The following is a 15,712-nucleotide window of genomic DNA, read 5'->3' as shown; positions in this document are numbered from 1 at the left end:
TTGTCAGGTCTGGAAATGCTTGTCTCATTGTCAGTCAATCATTGCGCGGGTGCGACGAAGTGGATGTGCTTCGTAAGTACCCAGCACGCGATATTCCTTGGCGAAAAAGCTGAGCTCTTCAAGTGCGCGCTTCATCGGCTCGGCATCAATGTGAGCAGCAATATCAATATGGAACTGACTCACTTCCAGTGTTCCCCCCGTCATGTAACTCTCCAGCTTGATCAGGTTAATACCGTTAGTAGCAAAGCCGCCTAAAGCTTTATAGAGGGCCGCTGGCAAGTGACGAACCTGAAACATTAGAGAGGTGATATAGCGCTTTTGTGACTCAAACACGGGTACGCGAGCATCGCGAGAGAGGATCAAAAAACGGGTGGTGTTACCTTCCATGTCCTGAAAGTTTTCCCGCAGTATCTCCAGACCATAAAGCTCTGCGGCCAAACTACTGGCAATCGCACCCTGAGTAACATCGTGATGCTGACTGATATTCAGTGCTGAGCCTGCAGTATCAAGACCCGCCACGGGAGCGATGTTCAGCTCTCGCAGGTGAGTATCGCATTGGGCTAATGCCTGCGGGTGAGAGTGTACCTGCTTCAGATCTTCAATCCGTGAGCCCTTGATCCCCAGAAGGCAGTGATTTACCGGCTCAAAATGCTCGCCAATGATGTGCAGAGAGGTTTTCGGAAGTTGACGGTAGATTTCCTCAACGCGTCCAGCGGTCGAGTTCTCAACCGGAATCATTGCCAGCGCCGCTTCCTGATTCTCAACCTTGCTGATTGCTTGTGCAAAAGACTCGCAGGCCAGTGTAGGCAGGTTTTCAAACACCTGCCTGCAAGCCAGATGAGAGTAAGCACCTTCGTGTCCCTGATAAGCAATGAGAGCAGTGGTCATGACGTTAACCTGAGTGTCTGGATGGGCATTTAAATTTTTTATCCGGCTTTATGAAAACTTACTCATGGCGCCCGAATCGCTGTGATACGCTGCCGGAAATTTTGGGGCGGCCAATGGTCGTTCGATTGTAAAGAAAGTCGGTACGGAGTGCGACGAATGGCGCAGGTGGAAGACTCACAGGTTAAAACACGGGCTACGCTGGCCTTGTTCATTGCCATGTGGTTGTGGTCGAGTTCCTTTATTGCTCTGAAGTATGCTTTTGCCAGCTTTGATCCATTTTTTGTGATTTGGGGGCGTATGGCTGTCGCCAGCCTTTGTTTTCTTTTGCTCGCTCCGTGGGTGTTCAAAGGCTGTCACTACCAGCGCGGTGACTGGAAATATCTTATTGGGATGAGCCTGTTTGAGCCCTGCCTCTATTTTATTTTTGAGGCTATGGCGCTGCAGAACACAACCGCTTCCCAGGCCGGAATGATTACTGCCATGCTGCCTGTTCTGGTAGCCGCAGGAGCCGCATTCTTCCTTGGTGAGCGGATGTCCAGACAGGCTTATGCCGGATTTGCTGTGGCGCTCTTGGGTTCAGTCTGGCTGAGTCTGGCGGGCACACCTGAAGAGGGAGCGCCTAACCCTATTTTAGGTAACTTCTTTGAGTTTCTAGCCATGTTGTGTGCTACCGGCTATGTACTGGTGCTTAAGCACTTAACCAAACGCTATTCATCTTTCTTTCTGACGGCAATGCAGGCTTTTTGTGGAACGGTTTTCTTTCTGCCATTTGTTCTATTCAGAGATGCTGGCTGGCCGACGCAGTGGCAGTCATTACCGACATTCGCGATTATTTATTTAGGAACGATGGTTACACTCGGCGCTTATGGTTTGTACAATTACGGGGTGAGCAAGGTAGAAGCTGCAAAAGCGACAGCCTTTATCAACTTGATTCCCGTGTTTACCCTGATATTAGCCTGGGCATTGTTGGGTGAAACTTTGTCCTTTATCCAGACCTGTGCATCAGCGCTGGTGCTGATAGGGGTTATAACGAGTCAGGTGAGATTGTCACGAAAGGCAGTTCCTCTAGTGGAAGGAAACTGACGAAAGAAATATACTGCTGTATCAAGGTGTTTCGGTTGCGCAATTTAGTCAAAGTTGAAATATAATTGCTGCGCTGCAATCCTTGGTGTGGGTATTGATTAATACCGTTACACCAATCGACGGAACGGTAACCCTCGTATTTTCTAAGTTTTAACGGGTGAAAGTGCTTGAGGGGAATGTGGAAGGAATTGGTGGGATAGTGGCGGGTAAAGTTTTACGCGATTATTCCGATAACATCGTCTTCACGGTGAGGGGAAAGAAAATGAAATACTCCTCTCCGTTGAAATTACAATCTCTGACCATCACAGTAATACTGTACCTCGGAGGCGCTACACCGGGAATTTCCTCTCAGGACCCCTGCTTTTGCAGCTAGTAGGAAGCTTGGCTCCTTGAAATGGAAAATCTGTTGTATACTTCCGGACAATTGTCGTATTTCTCTAGTGGAACCAAGTAGAAGTACGGCGCAAATGTGGCGGTAGAATTTTGATTCAAGGAACTAAATGAGGTTAGCCATGAAAAAGACCGTGACTGCACTGACTCTGGCTCTTGTCGCTGGTGGCGCGTTTGCAAACACTGAACCCACTTCTTACTGGGTATCCAGCAATGGCCACGTAGTTAAGGATGGCTTTGGCGGTTGCGTCAAAACTGTTAACTGGAAAGCAGAAGACGAGTACATCTGTACTGGTGAGAAAGTTGCTGAGCCTGTAGCTGCAGCTCCTGCTCCTGCTCCTATGTACCAGAACGTAGAGCAGTCTCTGACTGTCTACTTCCCTAACGATGTTGCTAAAGTATCTGCAGCTAACCAGGCTCGTCTGGCTGAGTTCGCTGGTAACATGAACAGCACCATGAAAGACGTAAGCGGCGTTATGGTTTCTGGCCACGCTAGCTCCCCTGGTAGCGATGGTTACAACATGCGTCTGTCTCAGCGTCGTGCAAACAACGTTGTTAGCGAGCTGAACAAACTGGGCGTTCGCAACGCTACCGTTAACTCTTACGGTGAAACCGATCTGGTTTACACTGCTAACGGTAAAGAAGACCAAGAGCGTAGCCGTCGTGTTGTTATCGACGTTACCGGTCAGAAACAGGTTCAGTAATCCTGTTTAAATAAAAAAAGGGAGCTTTGCTCCCTTTTTTTGTGTCTGTGTTTTGGGCACATATAGAAATTGCGATCTGAACATGACGAAGTAAATACAAAAGGGGAGCGAGAGGCTCCCCTTTTGTACTCTGGGCATGTAAGCAAGCTTGCTTAGAGCGCTTCAGGTTTCACCGCGTAGATTGCATTCAGGTTGCGGTAAAAGTTCTGGTAGTCCATCCCGCATCCAAAAAGAAAACGATCCTCAACGTCAGCACCGATATAGTCAGGGGTGTATCCCTTAACCTTTCTGTCATGCAGCTTGTTAATCAGTGTTGCCGTTCTTACGCTGGCGGCCTGTAGCGAGGTTAGTTCCTGCATTATGGCGACTAAGGTATGGCCTTCATCAAAGATGTCATCAATGATCAAAATATGGCGGTCCTTAACCTCGCTACCAGGACGAACCTTCCACTCAAGTTGGGCGCCTTTGGTTTCCATGCCATAACGCGTGGCATGAATATAGTCCACTTCCAAAGGAAAGCTCAGTCTTGCCAGTAGCTGCCCTGCAGGAATCAATCCACCTCGCATGACACACAATACCAGCGGCACCTTGTCTGCAAGATCTTCGGTGATGGCATTTGCCATGCTGTCATAGGCTTGAGCAATGGTGGCCTCATCAACGAGACAATCTGAGCGATCCAGTATGGAGGCAATTTCTGCTGAAGATGCGGTCATGATACTTACCTATGTCGAGTCCTGATTTTTCTTGTCCGGACGGTTTGAAAAAAATAAAGTCGGCAATTCTAGCCAAAGCCTCAGACCAGTGCCATACCAAAGGCTGTGATGCCATGAGGTCAGTGTCTATCCAGAGATAGCGTGAAGCAAATCATAGGTTGTGGTCTATATATTGCTGTTATCTGAGTATGTGATTTTGTACCTTTATGCCGATCCTATCCACTGAATAAGGAGCTTTCATGGCAGTTCACGAGATTCGTCATCCATTGGTAAGACATAAAATTGGCCTGATGCGCGAGCAGGGTATCAGCACCAAGCACTTTCGTGAGCTATGCAGTGAAATTGGAACACTCCTGACCTACGAGGCAACACGCCATCTCACGACTGAGCAGGTTGAAGTGACTGGCTGGTCGGGCGAGCCTATCCGTATTGAGCACATCAAGGGCAAAAAAATTACGGTGGTGCCAATTCTTCGGGCAGGGCTTGGGATGTTGGATGGCGTTTTACAGCTAGTACCGAATGCTAAAGTCTCTGTGGTAGGTCTTTATCGCAATGAGGAAACTCTCGAGCCGGTTCCTTACTTCGAGAAAATTGTCTGTGATATTGAAGATCGCACCGCCTTAATTCTGGACCCCATGCTGGCGACAGGTGGTACGCTGGTCGCTACTATCGACATGCTTAAGAAGGCAGGTTGCAAACACATTCTTGGACTTTTCCTTGTGGCTTGTCCTGAGGGAATCGCCCGGCTTGAAGCGGCTCATCCTGATGTCGATATTTATGTTGCATCTGTTGATGAGCGCCTGAACGAGAAAGGCTACATTCTTCCTGGTCTGGGCGATGCTGGCGATAAAATCTTCGGCACCAAGTAACAGATGCACCACTTTGGGGTGATTCCGTGGATTTTTGCTCCCGGCTGTCGTTACAATCACTTCCTGGGAAAGCCTGCACGGCTTTCCCTTTTATAAGCTAAGGCTGCGATCATCGCAGTATTCAATTAATGGCTGTATCGCCAGCCGCCCGAGGGAGCTTGGCATGAAGCGGGTATTAGTGGTTGATGATGAGCTAAATAATGTTAACGCCATCGTCCGGCTATTACGTCGCCGCGGATATGAGGGTATCCCTTGTACCGATCCTCATCAGGCTATCAGTCTGATCCAGCGTCACCACATTCGGGTTGTGCTCAGTGACCAGCGCATGCCGGGCATGCAAGGCTCGGAACTGATGCATGAGATCAAAAAGTACGATCCTGAAATTCTCTGCATTCTGATTTCCGCCTACACCGATTTTTCAGGGCTGACCGAGGCCATTAACTCCGGCGTGCTCTTCAAATTTATCCCTAAGCCTTGGAAGCGTGAAGAGCTGTTGGGAGTGTTGGAGGATGCCTTCTCCTGGATTGATCAGCAGCGATTGCGTCGCATGGGTCAGTCTGCCTATGTGCAAAGTGATGATGCCATGCTGATTCTTAACCATCGCTGGCAGGTTCAGTCTGCCAATGCGGGTTATTTGGAGGCACGTCAGATAGAGCTCGAAGATGTGATTGGCCGGACACTGTTTGAAGTCGAGCCAAGCCTTGATCAACATCTCATTGAGCACAGTGTGGCAGAGCGGGGGCAGTGGAGTGCTGATCACTGGCTCTCGCAACCTGATGGTGAGTTACGATGCTTTGCGCTTTCTCTTCGAAGTGTTGAGGACCAAGGCGGTGAACCTTTCTTTTACACCCTAAGATTGCGTGACCAAACCTTGCAGCAGCGTGTTGAAACACAACTGCGCACGGACTTATTGACGGGGCTCAACAACCGCCAGGCTTTTGTTGCCTCTGCTGAAGCCGCAAATAAGGGCGATTCTCAAGCGGTTCTGGTGCTGGATATTGTTAACTTTCGCCATATTAACCAGAGTCTTGGGCATACCGTTGCAGACCAGTTGTTGGTATTTCTGGGGGAGCGTTTAAAGTCGCTGCTTGCCAAAGAACAAGGACTTGGCCGTATTGGGACGGACCACTTCAGCGTGTACTTCCCTTCGATTACTAATGTCGATGATCTGCGTAGTACGGTTGATCATTGGTTAGAAACCTTGCGCGGGCCTTATGACCTGAGCGGTGGTGAGCTCTTTATTGCGCTTCGTGGCGGTTTGAGTTTTGGTGAAACGCGAAGCCCGGTCGAGCTGATTCAGGAAGCGGAAACTGCGCTTTCCTACGCGAAGCAGTACGAAGCTGGCCCGCTCATTATGTTTGATTCGGGCCTTATGCACGGGGCACGTGAGCGTTTACGTCTTTGGAGCGATCTGCACCGGGCTCTTGAGCGGGAAGAGTTTGAATTATTGTTCCAGCCGAAAGTAAGTGCGCACGACGGCCGCTGGGTGGGCGCTGAAGCATTATTGCGTTGGTATCATCCTGTCCTGGGTGAAGTTCAACCCGATATTTTTGTCACGCTGGCAGAGGAATCCGGGCTAATCATGTCCATCGGCCGTTGGGTGATTCATCGGGCTCTGGATGCACTCAAGCAGTGGCGAGAAGAAACCGGTAGTAATGACCTGCATGTGGCGGTGAACATTTCGCCGACTCAGTTGGCGGATGAGGGTCTGGTACAGGCGATCGGTTTTGCGCTGAGTGAGCGTGGTTTACAGGCAGATGCCCTTCAGGTCGAAATTACTGAGAGCCAGCTGCTGGACCCGCTGAGAGCAACCTCAATTATTGCTGAGCTTTCCATGCTGGGTGTGAAAGTCGTGCTGGATGATTTTGGTACAGGTTATGCCTCCTTTGAGTGCCTGGGCAATTATGAGTTCAGCACAGTCAAGCTGGATAAAAGCTTTGTTGATGGTATCGAAAAGCGGCCCCGTAGCCGCGTGCTTGTACACGCCATGATAGAGATGGCTCATGCACTGTCGATGGTAGTCGTGGCTGAGGGTGTTGAGCGTGATAGTCAGTGGCGCTACCTCAAGGAAATGGATTGCGATCAGCTGCAAGGCTATCGCTTTTCGCGTGCGTTACCTGCCTCAAAAATGGTGGAGTGGGCTGCCAATGCCCCTCAGTTGGCTGACGAATAACGTCGCCTCTTGTCTGAGAAACGAAAAAGCCCCGTTATCGGGGCTTTTTTCATGGTTGATTGAGGTTACTGCTTAGCTGGCCAGGGTATCGAATAACCCTTCGATCGCGGCGAATCGCTGCTCTGGGGTTTTCATTGGCAAGGTGAAGCGAATCTTCTGGCCACCCTGGAGTTTGTAACGGTTAGGCTGGCGCTGCACCAGCTGAATCAGCTTGAACGGATCCACCCTGGTATCCTGGGCAAATTCCAGCAGCCCGCTTTCCTGGTTGGCTTCCAGCTTAACGATGCCCAGCTCCGTCGCGCGAAGCTTGAGCTCGGTCTGGCGGAACAGGCTTTTCACCTGCTCTGGCAACAGGCCAAAGCGATCAATCATCTCGACCTGCAGCTCACGCAATTGATCCTCACTGTGGGCGCTGCTGATTCGCTTATACAGCATCAAGCGTGTATTAACATCGGGGAGATAGTCTTCGGGGATTAATGCCGGTAGGCGCAGATTAATGTCCGCATCCATATTCAGCGGTTTATCCAGGTCAAACTGCTTACCCTGACGAATGGCTTTCACCGCACGGTCCAGCATATCCATATACAGGCTAAAGCCGATGCTCTGAATCTGGCCACTTTGTTCCTCGCCCAGCAGCTCGCCTGCACCTCGAATTTCAAGGTCGTGAGTCGCCAGCGTGAAGCCTGCACCAAGGTGATCAGCACTACTGATCGCTTCCAGGCGCTTCTGTGCATCAGGAGTCATGGCTCGCCAGGGCGGCGTTAGCAAATAGGCATAAGCCTGATGGTGGGAGCGCCCGACACGGCCACGAAGCTGGTGCAGCTGCGCCAGGCCGAAGCGATCAGCCCGATCAATAATAATGGTATTGGCATTCGGCACATCGATACCGGTTTCAATAATGGTGGTGCACACCAGAACATTGAAGCGACGGTGGTAGAAGTCCGACATGACCTGTTCCAGCTCGCGTTCGCGCATCTGGCCGTGGCCAACGGCAACACGTGCCTCAGGAATCATATCGCGAACTTCCTGGGCGACTTTCTCAATCGATTTCACTTCATTGTGCAGGTAGTACACCTGACCGCCACGCAGCAGCTCACGAAGAATGGCTTCACGCAGCATGCGCTCATCGGTTTCACGGACAAAGGTCTTGATGGATAACCGGCGGGCCGGAGGCGTCGCAATGATGGAAAGATCGCGTAGCCCGGACATTGCCATATTCAGGGTTCGCGGAATCGGTGTGGCGGTGAGTGTCAGAATATCCACATTGGCACGCAGCGCTTTCAATTTCTCTTTTTGCTGCACACCGAAACGATGTTCTTCATCAATGATCAATAAGCCCAGATCGGCGTAGCGAATGTCCTGCTGCAGGATCTTATGAGTGCCCACCAGAATATCGACTTTGCCTTCGGCGACGGCTTGCAGTGTGGTATCCACTTCCTTGCTGGATCGAAAGCGTGACAGCACTTCAATACGAATTGGCCAGTCGGCAAAGCGGTCGCGGAAGCTTTCATAATGTTGTTGAGCGAGTAGGGTGGTCGGTACCAGCACAGCCACCTGTTTACCTGCCTGAGTGGCAATAAACGCGGCGCGCATAGCGACTTCCGTTTTACCGAAGCCCACATCGCCACAAACGAGGCGATCCATGGGCTTGGCATTGTGCATATCCTCACGCACGGCGGCGATGGCCTGCTGCTGATCCGGCGTTTCCTCGAAGGGGAAGCTGGCAGAGAACTGGGCGTACTCGGTCTCGGCAAGATCAAAACTGAAGCCTTTGCGGGCGGCACGACGGGCATAGACATCAAGCAGCTCTGCTGCGGTATCCCGTACTTTTTCGGCCGCTTTCTGGCGAACTTTTTGCCATTGGTCGCTGCCGAGCTTATTGAGTGGCGCCAGCTCTTCACTGGCGCCAGTGTAGCGGCTTATCAGATGCAGTGATGAGACGGGTACATAGAGTTTGGCTTCACTGGCATATTCCAGCATCAGAAACTCGGCCTGCTGGCCTTCAATCTCTAACGTCGTTAGCCCTTTGTAACGACCGACACCATGATCAATATGCACAATCGGCGCACCAATGGTGAGCTCGGTGAGGCTGAGAATCACCTGATCGGCATCATCCTTGTCTTTCTGGCGGCGACGAGCCTGTCGTACCTGCATGCCAAAAAGCTGCGACTCACTAATAATGGCCAGTTTGGCTGCGGGTAAATGCAGCCCATATTGAAGTGGCGCCACGGTCAGATAGAGGCCTGCGCCTATCTGAGTAAAGTCGTGCCAATGTTCCAGCAACTCGGCCTTGCGTCCGGCGCGCTGCAAATGTTCTTGCAGTGCTTCGCGTCGTCCTGCGCTTTCGGCCGAAATCAAAATGCGCCAGTCGCTATGCTGTTGCAGATAGCTGTTCAGAAGCTGATAGGGATACTCGGCACGAGCGTTAATCGTCAGTTCCGGAGGGTTTTCGCTGCCTATGTTAAAGCGACCTGCCTTGGCTGGTAATGATTCGCCATGAAACTCAAGTCCCGGATACTGGTTCATGAACTGGTTGAATTGATCCGGTGCCAGATAGATTTCGCCAGGCGTCAAAATCGGATGGCGTACATCATGACGCAGGTCTTCATAACGATGTTCGATATCCTGCCAGGTCTGGTTCAGGCGCTCCTGCACACCGGCAAGGCGGCAGAGCATGACGCTCTCTGGCAGGTAGTCGAAGAGATGGCTGGTGCTCTCAAAAAAGAGCGGCAGATAGTACTCAATCCCTGGTGGTGCCAGGCCATGGCTTACATCTTCATAAACACTGCATTGGCGTGGGTCGACATCGAAGCGTTCACGCCAGCGGCTGCGAAAGCGGCTGATGCTTTTTTCATCCAGCGGACATTCGCGAGCAGGTAGCAGGCTGATGTCATTCAGCGGCGATAAGGTGCGTTGAGTCTGCGGGTCAAAAGTTCGCAGGGTGTCGATTTCATCATCAAAGAGCTCGACACGAAGTGGTAATGGGCTGCCCATGGGGAAGACATCCATGATGGCGCCGCGAATAGCGTACTCACCATGCTCATAGACCGTATCGGTGGCGCGGTAGCCAGCCTGTTCAAGGCGCTGGCGGTAATCCTGAAAATCAAAACGCTGACCCACTTTGAGTGTCAGGCTGTAGCCATCGAGGTAGCTGACGGGCGCCAGGCGCTGCAACAGTGTACCCAAGGGGAGAATCAGCACGCCCTTTTTGAGACCGGGCAGCCGGTGCAGGGCATCCAGACGCTGCGAGACAATATCCTGATGGGGAGAAAAGCGGTCGTAGGGCAGTGTTTCCCAGTCCGGGAAGGTCAGGACCGGGCAGTCCTGCCGGTCGGCCAGCAAATAGCGCAACTCTTCTTCAAGCTGCTGGGTTTCCCCCGGTGTATTGGTAACGACCATCAGGACGCCATCAAACTGCTCAGCACTTTGCGCACACAGCAGCGCCATTGCCGAGCCTTTGAGTTCTCCATAATAGCGAAGCTCGCCGGCCTTGGCGGGAAGCTCCAGGGATTGCGCAAGTATTGTCACGTTTTACCTTGTCATACCGGAGTGGATACCAGAGCAAGTGGCATCGCAGAAATGGGGATCTGTTCCGTGTCGCCACAGGCGAGGGCACATGGTACTCCAATATGGGGTTGAACTCAGCCAGTACAATTGCCGAAACCGCGAAGGCAGGCATCAAAAGTCGTAAGGCTGAACTTGGCATTCGCAGGGCAAAGAAGGCTATAATCTGCGCACCCGAAAACCCTATCTACCCTCTGGCGTGTCTTGATGACTATGCGTTTGATTCCTTGTGCCTGCCATGTGCTGTTCTGCTCAGGACTTTTTTCCTGACGGGGTGATGCATGACGTGCTGCAGCATCGACGCTGCAGGGGTCTTTCCATAGCTGTTGAGTCACGCACTACCCGAACTGAAGGATAGACCCGTGAGTCAAGAGAAAGTCTTTAGCGAATGGAAAGATCGTGAAGCTATTGCTGAGGCGATGATTCCTCTCATCGGCCGCATGTACCGGGAGCGCAATGTCGAAATCTCGGTCTATGGCAAAGTGATCGTTAATCGCGCTGTCATCGATATTATCAAAGCCCATCGTTTTGCCCGTCAGATCACCGGCACTGAGCTGTCTGTGATGGATACCTTCCCTGTACTGCAAGCTGTTGATGCGCTGGGTGTGACCCGTAGCCATGTCGACATTGGCAAACTCTGGGAAATGTATTCGACCCAACCTGAAGGCACTGATCTTGCTGCCTTTGTCGCGCAGGAGCTGGAAAAGGCCCCACGTAATGGTCATGACGAAAAAGCCACTGACATTGTTCTGTATGGCTTTGGACGTATCGGCCGTCTGCTGGCGCGGCTACTGATTGAGAAAACCGGCGGTGGTCAGGCGATGCGCCTGCGTGCCATCGTGGTTCGCAAAGGTGGCAAGGATGATCTGGCCAAGCGCGCCAGTCTGCTGCGTCGTGACTCTGTGCATGGCTCCTTCCGCGGCACCATCACCATCGATGAAGAGGCCAATACCATTACTGCGAACGGTAATGTGATTCAGGTTATCTACGCCGATGCTCCCGATAATATTGATTACACCAGCTATGGCATCAGCCATGCCCTGATCGTCGATAACACGGGTAAATGGCGTGATGTCGATGGTCTGTCACTGCATTTGCGTGCCAACGGCGCGGAGCGCGTGCTCCTGACTGCGCCAGGTAAGGGTGAAATTCCTAACATCGTGATGGGCGTGAACCACGAAACCATCACTGCGGATCAGCGTATTCTTTCTGCAGCCTCCTGTACCACCAATGCTATCGTGCCCGTGCTAAAGGCGTTGCAGGATGAGTTCGGTATCGAGTACGGCCACGTGGAAACGGTTCACTCCTATACCAACGATCAGAACCTGATCGACAACTACCACAAGGCGGATCGTCGTGGTCGCGCTGCGCCTCTGAACATGGTCATCACCGAAACAGGTGCGGCTAAAGCGGTTGCCAAGGCGCTGCCTGAGCTGGACGGCAAACTGACCGGTAATGCGATTCGTGTACCGACTCCCAACGTGTCCATGGCGATTCTGAACCTGACGCTGGAAACCGAAGTCAGTAAGGATGAGCTGAATGATTATCTTAGCTGGATCTCGCTGCATTCCCCAATGCAGAAGCAGGTGGGTTTCTCCACATCGCCAGAAGCCGTTTCTTCAGACTTCACCGGTAGTCGCTCTGCCGGTATCGTCGATGGCCTTGCGACTATCTCCAGCGGCAAGCGCAGCGTACTTTACGTATGGTATGACAATGAGTTTGGCTATTCCTGCCAGGTCGTTCGTATCATGCAGTACCTGACCGGCAGCACACTGGCTGTCTTCCCGATCGAATAAGACCGGAAGCCATCGTTAAGAAAAGGAGCCTTGGGCTCCTTTTTTGTTGTCTGCATGATGAGTTTGCTTACTCAAACAAACTCGGCAGGGAGAGGGTTTGAGCCGGGCGCTTCTCTCGCGCGGGTTTGCTATGCACTGGGCGATTTTGTTGATGTGCCATGACCGATGCTCTGCTCTGAGCCACCATCACCACCCGGTTTCGGCCCCGCTGTTTGGCCTGATACAGCGCCTTGTCGGCAGCCTCAAGCAGTTGATCAGCACTGATCGGCGGGTCGTTATCAGGTAGCCAGGTTTTAACACCGATCGATAAGGTCATGGTGTGGGTCTTGCCCGTAGCCACTTTGAGAGGCGTCTGGGCGCAAAGTCGGCGAAATTTCTCTGCCAGTCGTGCAGCTTCTGTGGCGTCGCAGTTAGGAAAGAGAATCGCAAACTCTTCTCCGCCGTACCGTGCCAGCGTTCCTCGCTCCTGACTGGCGCGGCGCAGCAGGCGCGCAAGTTGTACCAGAGCCTTGTCGCCGATGGGGTGACCGAAGCTATCGTTGATCTTTTTGAAGTGGTCAATGTCGACCAGCATTAAAGTCAGCGGTGCAGGGGAATCGCATAGCCGGCGACAGGCTGTGTTCAGGCTCTCATCCAGATAACGACGGTTCCAGAGTTTGGTCAGTGGGTCACGCAGGCTCAGCAGGCGTAATTCTTCATGGGTCAGGCTGTTCTCAAAGCAGACCGAGACAACCGAGGCGAAATGCTCAAGCAGATCAAGGCCGTATTCCGGGCGGAATCGTTCGGGATCGAGGCTGCCAAAACTCAGGATTCCGAGCAGTTGGTTATGGCGGCGAAGCGGCAATATGGCGCGTGAGCGAATGGGGCTGTCATCCAGTGTCAACTCTGTTTCCAGGCTCACTTCCACGGAGTTGCTAAAGAGTGTCTCTAATGGGCGGCGAGTGTGATAACACGCCAGACCACTCTGGCAGAGCAGAGCTTTCTCCGGGCCCAGAAAGTCGCTGAGACGTCCGTCAGCATCGACGAGATAGAGCCGGGCTTCATCGAGCTCAAACAGTCGCGGCATTTGGCCGAGCAGGGTGCGAATGACATCCACCAGTGTGCTTGCGCGAAGCAATAGAAGCTCAGCGCTTCGAAATTGCCGCAGGGACTTTTCAAAACGATGCGCATCATCAAGCAGATCCCGATATCGGCGCTCAAGGGAGGCGTCTGTCGACGGTTCATCCCTGGCAGAGCTGTACTCTGCCATACGGCCTATGGCTGCCGCCAAAAAAACGGGAGTGTCGGGGTTATTTGTCATAAGCAGCTAAAAACCGTTACCTCTTAAAAAACGGTAGGTGTTGCTTTCTCTGGGCGTGTAGCGGCGCCGTCCATAACCACACTTGTTGTGAAAGTTAACGGCCTCTGGGTGGCATTCTTCAGATGAAAATAAACCGTAAGGTCAGGAATGGGTGTAAAAGGTGGATTTATGGCGCCAAAGGAGGCATTCGCTGCGATTCGAAGACTGAGTCGTGGCTTGAAATCCGCTTCGGACAGCGTCAGTAGCCTGAAAAAGGAGGATGTGATGATGACTGTAATTAACGATACGCCTGTGAACCTGGATGTTCGTGTGCCCAAGAAGTTCGTTGAACGTTGCCAGCAAAAAGGGGTTGATCCTGAAGAAGTGTTGCATTCGATGCTGGCAGAGCTGGTGAACCTCAACCCGCATTTTCACAAGGAAGCTGCAGCACTCTTTGATGAAGCCGTCGAAGAGGCGGCGGAAGATCATACCTATCTGGAGGATCGCGAAGCCTGGGGCTGAGCTGGTGTGACCCTTGGGTATACTGACTGGGAGTTGGTCTCAGACGGCCGCTGCACTAGAATGCCGGGCTCTATTACTCGTGCGAGTAATGATCAATGTTAACGGATTGGGTAACGGGCCTGCATGATAAATACGTTTTCTCCCTTTCTCGATGAGGTGAAGCTTTCACGTTACCCCAAAGACGATGGCAGCGATTGGCAAGCCTTTGATGCGGCGGACGCTTATTTGCTCGACAGTTTCCAGCGCTGTCTGGAAGGGTTGTCAGCATCGGCGCTGTCTGAGCTTCGGGTGCTTATTCTGAATGACCAGTTCGGCGCCCTGAGTCTGGCGATCACCTCAAGACTGGGCATTGTTCCCGTCAGCAGAACAGATTCCTGGCTGGCGCTTAAAGGCGCGCGGGACAATGGTGAAATACTTAGCCTGCCTGTGGATACCGACTCAATATTGTCTCCCCTTGAAGGCCACTTTGATGTGGTGCTTTGGCGTGTGCCCAAAAGCCTGGCCTACATGGAGGATCAGCTTCAGCGCATTGCCCCGCATATCAGTGCGAAAACTCGCGTTTTCGCTGGCGGTATGGTTAAGCATTTAGCCAATGGGCATTTCAAAACCCTGGCCAAACTGGGCGAGGTTGGGCTCGGGCTGGCGGTAAAAAAAGCCCGTGTGGTGGAAGTGACGCCTGAGGAAGAACGCCGCCGGCACTTGCCCGCTGCGCAGCGAAGCGAGTGGTTAAGTGATGACGTTAATCTCACTTTTACGGAGTACGCCAACGTCTTCTCCAAAGGGCATCTGGATATTGGCAGCCGCTTCCTGTTACAGCAGTTCGACAAGATTGCCGTGAGTGAGCATGACGCGCTTGCGGATCTGGGATGCGGTAACGGGTTACTGGGCATCTATTTCGCCAAAGCCTATGCGGATATCAGCCTGACCGGTGTGGATGAGTCTTTCATGGCCGTTGCCAGTGCGCAGTCTGCCGCTCAGGTGAATCTGGGTGCAGGCGCGACTCGATGTGAGTGGATGGTGAATGACGGGCTGGATGGTGAGCAGTTTGCCGGACGCTTTAATCTCATCCTGAATAACCCGCCATTTCATCAGCAGCAAGGGGTCGGCGATCATATCGCCACCCGTATGTTCCTGCAGAGCTTCGCGGCACTAAAACTGGATGGCAGGCTGGTGGTCGTGGGTAACCGGCATCTGGGTTATCACCGTCATCTGCACAGTTTGTTCGGTAATTGCAGAACTCTGGCGGCGGATCCTAAGTTTGTTGTGCTTGAGAGTGTGAAAACCCGGAGCGAGCCAGGAAGGCTCTCAGGGAGTCTCGTCAAGCACCATGAAAGAAAGGCAGGTCAACAGCAGCGCCAGCGCCAGAATCGCCGGAAGGCTCGCAATAATTAGCATTATGATTCCTCCGCCAATCCAGAGCTGGCGGACAATCCCTACCTTACGTTGATGCCGGGTGGTAAACACACGCCCGTAATAGTGGGTGGGATCATGACGATAGGCTTCCAGCCATGGCAGCCGAATCAGCTGACGTAGTCCCTGCAGAATCTGTTGCAACATCGCACGGCACCTCCTGCATGGTGAAGCGAACATCCTTTGTAGTTTGGGGATGAATTGATCAAATTCCAGCCAGAATGTGTCTTCATTGAGCTGCCTTCGTGGATGGAGTTGAGGTTGTCAGGGTTGGTTGTGTCGGGAGTTCCAGGAAGGGGGAGTCCGTTTCAGTGGCCCATT

11 protein-coding genes are annotated in these 15,712 nt (G+C 52.4%); 7 read left to right on the top strand and 4 right to left on the bottom strand.

Features of this window, described 5'->3' with window-relative positions; genetic code table 11:
- Positions 1 to 30: 30 nt before the first annotated feature.
- Positions 31 to 888, bottom strand: a complete 858-nt coding sequence (locus tag ACKC9G_RS06870; protein WP_411404199.1) for a prephenate dehydratase — start codon at positions 886 to 888, stop codon at positions 31 to 33.
- Positions 889 to 1,044: 156 nt separating this feature from the next.
- Between ACKC9G_RS06870 and ACKC9G_RS06865 the strand changes: the two genes are divergently transcribed.
- Together ACKC9G_RS06865 and ACKC9G_RS06860 are read left to right on the top strand one after the other, a co-directional pair.
- Positions 1,045 to 1,971 carry a DMT family transporter gene (locus ACKC9G_RS06865; protein WP_411404198.1) on the top strand — a complete coding sequence of 309 codons (927 nt, stop codon included), beginning with the start codon at positions 1,045 to 1,047 and terminating at the stop codon, positions 1,969 to 1,971.
- A 512-nt stretch (positions 1,972 to 2,483) separates the two neighbouring features.
- Complete coding sequence (locus ACKC9G_RS06860) at positions 2,484 to 3,065, top strand: OmpA family protein (protein ID WP_411404197.1); 582 nt, start codon at positions 2,484 to 2,486, stop codon at positions 3,063 to 3,065.
- Positions 3,066 to 3,217: 152 nt separating this feature from the next.
- On the opposite strand, the gene ACKC9G_RS06855 is transcribed toward ACKC9G_RS06860, so the two are convergent.
- Positions 3,218 to 3,778 (bottom strand): hypoxanthine-guanine phosphoribosyltransferase, encoded by a 561-nt coding sequence (locus tag ACKC9G_RS06855; protein ID WP_411404196.1) that lies wholly within the window; start codon positions 3,776 to 3,778, stop codon positions 3,218 to 3,220.
- A gap of 239 nt (positions 3,779 to 4,017) precedes the next feature.
- On the opposite strand from ACKC9G_RS06855, the gene upp reads away from it, so the two are divergent.
- On the top strand, positions 4,018 to 4,647 hold the full coding sequence (gene upp, locus ACKC9G_RS06850) for a uracil phosphoribosyltransferase (protein WP_411404195.1): 630 nt from the start codon (positions 4,018 to 4,020) through the stop codon (positions 4,645 to 4,647).
- 163 nt (positions 4,648 to 4,810) lie between these two features.
- Entirely contained in the window at positions 4,811 to 6,820 is a 2,010-nt protein-coding gene (locus ACKC9G_RS06845; protein ID WP_411404194.1) for an EAL domain-containing protein, read from the top strand.
- 72 nt (positions 6,821 to 6,892) lie between these two features.
- Here ACKC9G_RS06845 and mfd read toward each other — a convergent pair whose 3' ends face one another.
- On the bottom strand, positions 6,893 to 10,348 hold the full coding sequence (gene mfd / locus ACKC9G_RS06840; RefSeq protein ID WP_411404193.1) for a transcription-repair coupling factor: 3,456 nt from the start codon (positions 10,346 to 10,348) through the stop codon (positions 6,893 to 6,895).
- Positions 10,349 to 10,746: 398 nt separating this feature from the next.
- On the opposite strand from mfd, the gene ACKC9G_RS06835 reads away from it, so the two are divergent.
- Positions 10,747 to 12,180, top strand: coding sequence for a glyceraldehyde-3-phosphate dehydrogenase (locus ACKC9G_RS06835; protein ID WP_411404192.1), 1,434 nt, complete (start codon positions 10,747 to 10,749; stop codon positions 12,178 to 12,180).
- 67 nt (positions 12,181 to 12,247) lie between these two features.
- On the opposite strand, the gene ACKC9G_RS06830 is transcribed toward ACKC9G_RS06835, so the two are convergent.
- Positions 12,248 to 13,480, bottom strand: a complete 1,233-nt coding sequence (locus ACKC9G_RS06830; RefSeq protein ID WP_411404191.1) for a DUF484 family protein — start codon at positions 13,478 to 13,480, stop codon at positions 12,248 to 12,250.
- Positions 13,481 to 13,744: 264 nt separating this feature from the next.
- Between ACKC9G_RS06830 and ACKC9G_RS06825 the strand changes: the two genes are divergently transcribed.
- Together ACKC9G_RS06825 and ACKC9G_RS06820 are read left to right on the top strand one after the other, a co-directional pair.
- The gene (locus ACKC9G_RS06825; protein ID WP_411404190.1) at positions 13,745 to 13,981 is read left to right on the top strand and encodes a hypothetical protein; all 237 of its coding nucleotides are present in this window, start codon (positions 13,745 to 13,747) and stop codon (positions 13,979 to 13,981) included.
- 123 nt (positions 13,982 to 14,104) lie between these two features.
- Positions 14,105 to 15,373, top strand: a complete 1,269-nt coding sequence (locus ACKC9G_RS06820) for a methyltransferase (protein WP_411404189.1) — start codon at positions 14,105 to 14,107, stop codon at positions 15,371 to 15,373.
- Positions 15,374 to 15,712: the final 339 nt, after the last annotated feature.

The organism is Pokkaliibacter sp. CJK22405 (genome assembly GCF_046614695.1).
Taxonomy (GTDB): domain Bacteria; phylum Pseudomonadota; class Gammaproteobacteria; order Pseudomonadales; family Balneatricaceae; genus Pokkaliibacter.
This window is presented reverse-complemented; position numbering and strand designations above follow the sequence as displayed.

Excerpts from the sequence above, each read along its gene's own strand:
- ACKC9G_RS06870 (WP_411404199.1), bottom strand. The coding sequence starts at position 888 with ATGACCACTGCTCTCATTGCTTATCAGGGACACGAAGGTGCTTACTCT.
- ACKC9G_RS06865 (WP_411404198.1), top strand. The coding sequence starts at position 1,045 with ATGGCGCAGGTGGAAGACTCACAGGTTAAAACACGGGCTACGCTGGCC.
- ACKC9G_RS06860 (WP_411404197.1), top strand. The coding sequence starts at position 2,484 with ATGAAAAAGACCGTGACTGCACTGACTCTGGCTCTTGTCGCTGGTGGC.
- ACKC9G_RS06855 (WP_411404196.1), bottom strand. The coding sequence starts at position 3,778 with ATGACCGCATCTTCAGCAGAAATTGCCTCCATACTGGATCGCTCAGAT.
- upp (WP_411404195.1), top strand. The coding sequence starts at position 4,018 with ATGGCAGTTCACGAGATTCGTCATCCATTGGTAAGACATAAAATTGGC.
- ACKC9G_RS06845 (WP_411404194.1), top strand. The coding sequence starts at position 4,811 with ATGAAGCGGGTATTAGTGGTTGATGATGAGCTAAATAATGTTAACGCC.
- ACKC9G_RS06830 (WP_411404191.1), bottom strand. The coding sequence starts at position 13,480 with ATGACAAATAACCCCGACACTCCCGTTTTTTTGGCGGCAGCCATAGGC.
- ACKC9G_RS06825 (WP_411404190.1), top strand. The coding sequence starts at position 13,745 with ATGATGACTGTAATTAACGATACGCCTGTGAACCTGGATGTTCGTGTG.
- ACKC9G_RS06820 (WP_411404189.1), top strand. The coding sequence starts at position 14,105 with ATGATAAATACGTTTTCTCCCTTTCTCGATGAGGTGAAGCTTTCACGT.